Source organism: Spiroplasma endosymbiont of Megaselia nigra, from assembly GCF_003987485.1.
Classification (GTDB): domain Bacteria; phylum Bacillota_I; class Bacilli_A; order Mycoplasmatales; family Mycoplasmataceae; genus Spiroplasma.
Window position 1 is genome coordinate 1 of sequence record NZ_RCOO01000080.1, and the last position, 5,039, is coordinate 5,039.

At 24.9% G+C, this 5,039-nt stretch carries 5 protein-coding genes and 1 pseudogene; all 6 read right to left on the reverse strand.

The genetic code is table 4. From position 1 onward, the window contains the following. Window positions 1-245: 245 nt before the first annotated feature. Window positions 246-1,274: a hypothetical protein gene (locus tag D9R21_RS04255; protein ID WP_241568763.1), complete on the reverse strand. Its 1,029-nt coding sequence runs from the start codon at window positions 1,272-1,274 to the stop codon at window positions 246-248. A gap of 191 nt (window positions 1,275-1,465) precedes the next feature. Then, the gene (locus tag D9R21_RS08380) at window positions 1,466-1,633 is read right to left on the reverse strand and encodes a hypothetical protein (RefSeq protein WP_241568764.1); all 168 of its coding nucleotides are present in this window, start codon (window positions 1,631-1,633) and stop codon (window positions 1,466-1,468) included. Between the two features lie 15 nt (window positions 1,634-1,648). Then, a pseudogene (locus D9R21_RS04260) lies at window positions 1,649-2,215 on the reverse strand (SDR family NAD(P)-dependent oxidoreductase). 211 nt (window positions 2,216-2,426) lie between these two features. After that, window positions 2,427-2,693, reverse strand: a complete 267-nt coding sequence (rpsO, locus tag D9R21_RS04265; protein WP_126821232.1) for a 30S ribosomal protein S15 — start codon at window positions 2,691-2,693, stop codon at window positions 2,427-2,429. Window positions 2,694-2,789: 96 nt separating this feature from the next. Beyond that, window positions 2,790-3,677 (reverse strand): riboflavin biosynthesis protein RibF, encoded by an 888-nt coding sequence (ribF, locus tag D9R21_RS04270; RefSeq protein ID WP_126821233.1) that lies wholly within the window; start codon window positions 3,675-3,677, stop codon window positions 2,790-2,792. Continuing rightward, window positions 3,677-4,588 (reverse strand): tRNA pseudouridine(55) synthase TruB, encoded by a 912-nt coding sequence (gene truB, locus D9R21_RS04275; RefSeq protein ID WP_126821234.1) that lies wholly within the window; start codon window positions 4,586-4,588, stop codon window positions 3,677-3,679. Before truB ends, ribF begins: the two co-directional genes overlap by 1 nt. Window positions 4,589-5,039 lie beyond the last annotated feature (451 nt).

A 5,039-nucleotide genomic window follows, 5' to 3' on the forward strand; every position in this document is an offset into this window, starting at 1 on the left:
GCGATGTTTGTTCAATTTCTTTTACTGTATTTTTTCGAAATTCTGCAGTATATGTTTTAAATTTTTGTTCTTTTCCTGCCATTAAAAAATGCACCTCCTCTAAAAGTTTAGTAAAGTTATTTTTTAATTTTACTTACTTTTTGGGGTGCAGTCTTGCCTTTTCACTATTTCAAATATTTATTGTTAAAAACAAAAAATATCACTTTTTTTGTAAGTGATATTGCTTTTACATTAATTTCTAATTTTTATATTTTTACCCTACTTTTATTTATACGACCGAAATTTTCAGGTGTTAATTTGTCTGGAGCATACCCAGTATTAACTCAGGCATATTTTTTATCATATGGCAAGACTGGTGTCACAACGTTTGTATCTGGATTAATAATTGAATTTAATAAAATTAAGATTTTTTCATCACTAGCATAAGTGATATTTTCTCCAAGTTCTCCCAACGTATCATCTTCTTTTAAACCTTTTTCTAATTCTTTTTGGACAATTGTATCTAACATACTGTGATCATAAGCATAATTTAAATCAAAATTATCATAAATACTTTTGAAAGCTTCATTTTTATCAACAATATCACCGGACATCTTCTCATTAAAAAATTTAATGATTGACTTTGATATTTTTTCTAATACTGCTTTTAAAATTTTTTGCATTTTATCAATATCATTGGTAATAGTATATTGAATTAAAAATGGTACAACTGTTTCTAATTTTTTAAATTTAATGTTAACATCAAATTTAAAGTCTAAACGAACAGCTTTTAAACCTTCCGGATTAATATATGCTAGTTTACCTAATTTTTCAACATCAATAAAATTTAAAATAAAGTTCACACTATCTGGTTCAATATTCAGCGGAAAACTATTTGGATAATAGTTTGAATATTTATTAGCAATTTCTCGATTAATATTATTAAAAACTGCCATAAAACCAGTTTTAAGAGTTGCTAAAACTGGTGCAACCTTACCATCTTCTTCCTCTAATATTTCCTTTGGGTGATCATTTCTTACCATTGAAAATAAGTTTTCAAAATCAATATTTGGGTAAGAATTAGTATCAATTAAAGTTTTTTCTGCTGTGTATTTTTGAATTGCATTTGATGCTGCTTTTGTTATATCATTTAAAATTTTTAAATCTCCATTATAATCAATTTCATTTTCATTATTATGGTGATTATTGTTTCAAGCATTTTTACAACTAATAACAGAACCAACACTAACGACACTAAAATTTGCAACTCCCAACATTGCTAATAGCTTTTTCATAGTCTTTAAATCCATACTTTTAAAAAATAACTATATCCCAAATATCTTATATATATATTAATATCCTATATATTCGAAATATCTTTTATGTTATTAAAAAAAATCAAGGGGGTTAACAATTATTTTAAAATATATTTTTTAATCCGAAAGAATTTCTAATTTATGGCATAAATTAATCCATATATAAAATTTTAATCTTTAGTTTGAATTAAATATGTATAATTTAATGTATAGTTTTGTGGAATAATACGAAATAAACGTTTCAAAGAACGATTTTTTCAACCAATAATTAAATAATTTTTTCTTTTTATTCTTAATGCTTTTGGTAAAGATTTTTTAATAAATCGTTCTAATGACATTAAACCTGGCAGGGTTTAATTATTTTTAAAATCAGCATTTTTAAAAAAAGCAGTTTGTGTGGCTCCAGGACAAATAGTAACTACACGAACTGGTGATTTTGTTTTCTTTAATTCAGTATTAATAGCAACAGATAAACTTAAAATATATGCTTTTGTTGCATAATAAGTTGCCATTCCAGGTCCAGGGAAAAAAGCAGCTAAGGAAGAAATATTAATAATTCGTCCTTTTTTCTGCTAAATAAAATATTGCGTAAAAAGTTTTGTTAAAATATGGACTGCTTGAATATTTAGATTAATCATTTTTAATTCATCTGCTAAAGAAATTGTTATAAAAAGACCTTTTTTCCCAAAACCAGCATTATTAATAAATAAAACAATATGATACTGTTTTATTTCTTCAAATAAAGCATAACAATTTTCAGGAACAGACAAATCATATGATAAAGCAACAATTGTTTGTTCAGGAAATTGTTGTTGTAATTCTTTTGCTCATTCTGTATGGCGAGATACTCCAATAATATGATAACCTTGCTTAAACAATCACTGACAATAACCATATCCAATTCCTGATGATGATCCTATTACTACAGCAAATTATTTTTCCATAATATATCATCCTTTTCATTACCTTAATTCTAACATTAAGTAAAATAATCTTTTTTTAAATGTAAATTAAATGCACAATAACAAATTTATTAACTAAATAATAGTAATTGTTGCAATTAAATAAATTATTAATTTATTTTATTATACTCCATATTAAAATTTAAAAAAAGGTTAAAAACCTTAAACCTTATTTTCTAATTCCTAATGTTTCAATGATTGCTTTATATTCATTAAAATCAGTTTTGGTTAAATATGCAAGCAAGTGTTTTCTTTGTGCTACTTTTTGCAATAAACTTCTTCTTGATACAATATCTTTTCGATGTACTTTTAAGTGTTCGGTCAAATTATTAATATCTTCTGTTAAGATTGCAATTTGAACTTTTGTTGAACCAGTATCTTTGGCATTTTGACCAAACTTTGTAACTAATTCTGCTTTTTTTTCTTTTGAAACCATTACTATTTTCTCCCTTCATTTAGTGGCTTATTATGTTAAAACAAAGAATTTAAGAAAGGGTTATCTTAAATCAACGAAATAACAACCTTGCTAATATTATGCTTTTTTAGCAAGAAAAGCAAGGATATTAACTAAATCTTGTTCTAAAAGCGTAACTAATTCTGCTAAATTATTAATTTTAATATTTTCTCGAAGATATTTTTTAAAATAAACAATGATTTCCTGACCATATAAATCCAAATTAACATTTAGCAAATATGTTTCAACAACTTCTTTTCCTTCAAATAACCGATAAGATGTCATTGAAGGATAAAGTTTACCTTGTGCTAATGTTTCTGTTACATAAACACCATAGGGTAAAATTACTTTTTGTGGCAAATAAATATTTGCCGTTGGAAAATTAATTGTTCGTCCTAATTGTTTTCCTAGTTTTACTTCTCCACGTAAATTATAATCTTCATACAATAATTTATTTGCTGATGCTAAATCATATTTTAATAAAAAATTTCGAATTGTTGTTGAAGAAAACAAATTATCTTGGCGAGTAATTAAATAAACATTTTCTTGACCAAAAAAATCAATAATATCATTAAAATCCCCTTCACGATTTTTTCCAAACCGAAAATCAGAGCCAATGACAATTTTTGTAACATTAAATTGTTTTTTTAAAATTGTTAAAAATTGTTGTGCAGATAAATTTATAAATGCAGTACTAAGCGGCACTTCTAAATAATAATCAAATCCTAATTTTTCAACAATTTGTTGTTTTGAATGATTATCTACTATTTTTGTATTTGTTTGTTGTAAAAAATCACTGACACTTTGTGACATAGTAAAAAATAATGTTGCAAGGTTATACTGTTTTTTAATCTCCATTAAACGTGTAATTAATTTTAAATGACCTTGATGAAACCCATCAAACAAACCTAAACAAGCAACTTTTGGTTTCTTATCACTTGGCTTATTTCATACTAAAGTTTTCATTAATAATGATCATCCTTCTCTCTGTCATCTTGGTTTTTAGATTCAATATGTCCTCATAGTCCACGTTGACAGGCATAAACATGTTTTCCAATATGTTTATAAATTGCTAAAACATTTTTATTTTTATCAATAATAAAAATAATTGGGTCAGTATGATTAATAATAACAATAGGTTTTCCTTGCCGAATTTCTTCATCATGATGATAAAGTAATAATTGTTGATTATTAATAAATAAAGCATCATACATCGATATTAACTCATTAAAATTTACTGCTTCAGGGTTAATTGCTTTAGATAGCATAAAATTTCCTGATTGCGTACGGCATAAAGCTGTAACAGTAGCAATAGTATTTAATTTTGCCGCAATATCAGTCACTAAACTTCTAATATATGTTCCTTTAGTACATAACACACTAAATTTAATTGTATGATTATGTGCATCATATTTTTTTAATTTAATTGCCTTAATTGTAATAGTTCGTGGTTTAATTTTTACTTCTTTATCTTGGCGTGCATACTCGTAAAGTTTTTTACCATTAACTTTAATAGCAGAATATTTTGGTGGATATTGTTCATATATAAATCCATTAAATTCATTAAAGATTTTTTTTAATATTTTCTTTCGAATCTTAAATGGTGCTGTTTCATTAAGCACATTCCCAGTAATATCACCAGTATCTGTCTCAACAAATAATCGCATTTCAACATCATACGTTTTATCTGCTGTTAACAAATATTCACTCATTTTCGTAGCATTATTCACTAAAACAACTAACAATCCTGTTGCTAATGGGTCTAATGTTCCTGCGTGACCAATTTTATTAATCTGCAATTTTTGTTTAATTTCTTGAATAACCTGATTACTTGTTTTTCCTGTTGGTTTATTGATTAAAAAAATACCGTCATGCATAATAACCACCCTACTTCCTGAAATATTATATCACTTTTTAATATATTCCTAACACTGATTAAAAAAGTACCTTATTTTTATCGTATTTTTTACAAAATTAATTGATTATTAGAAAAATATAGTTTATGATATTTATGTATGAAAAATAAATATTGTTACATTTATATCTTTCTTAAATTATTCTAGTTTTTCCTTTTGTGCTAAAATTTGTATTTTGTGGCAATATTTAAATCTAAAATAATTTTAAAGTTTGTTTTTCATACGTTTTTAAAAATTAATTGAAGTTTCTTATAGGCTGTTCATTTTTCTTCAATTAATTTTTTTTATTTTGTGTAAAGTAAAGATGCAAGTAGGATTTTTAACCCTTATTAAGTCAATATTATATCTTTTATTAAAAATTGCAACTATTTTTTCAAAAAAAATATTTTTTTAAAATTATGTGGTTATTTCA